General features: G+C 36.6%; 1 protein-coding gene. It reads right to left on the bottom strand.

The window, feature by feature from the left end; translation table 11 throughout:
• The coding region (locus CRV02_RS14970; RefSeq protein WP_164969037.1) for a hypothetical protein at positions 1-396 on the bottom strand (396 nt) is incomplete at both ends.

Below are 396 nucleotides of genomic sequence, written 5' to 3'. Positions count from 1 at the left end.
ACTATCCTTTCCGCCTGCCTCGAAATTACCTGCTGCTATCCCACTATCAATTGCTTCAGTGGTGGAATCCCTTGAACCTACAGTTGCAGTTCCTACTGCTGCAGATGCACTTTTATTCGCAAAACCTGACATATAATCAGATTCAAATGATGAATTTCCTTGTGAAGCACTTGCAAATCCATAGCCTCCACCTATAGTTTCTAGCCCTCTTTTTATTTCATTGGCATATGCAACTTCATCTACTCCAATTGCTGACTTAAATCCATTTTGATCAAGAAATCTTCTTGCATCAGTTTTAGCTTTTTGGTCTACTTCATCATATGCATTTTTACTTGACATATCTTGTGCTACATTTAACATATCATTTTTAAATCTACTACCAATTGTATTCATGAT

It is taken from the genome of Arcobacter sp. CECT 8989 (genome assembly GCF_004116715.1).
Classification (GTDB): Bacteria; Campylobacterota; Campylobacteria; order Campylobacterales; family Arcobacteraceae; genus Halarcobacter.
The sequence above is the reverse complement of the archived record's forward strand: the minus strand, read 5'-3'. Positions and strand labels throughout refer to the sequence as shown.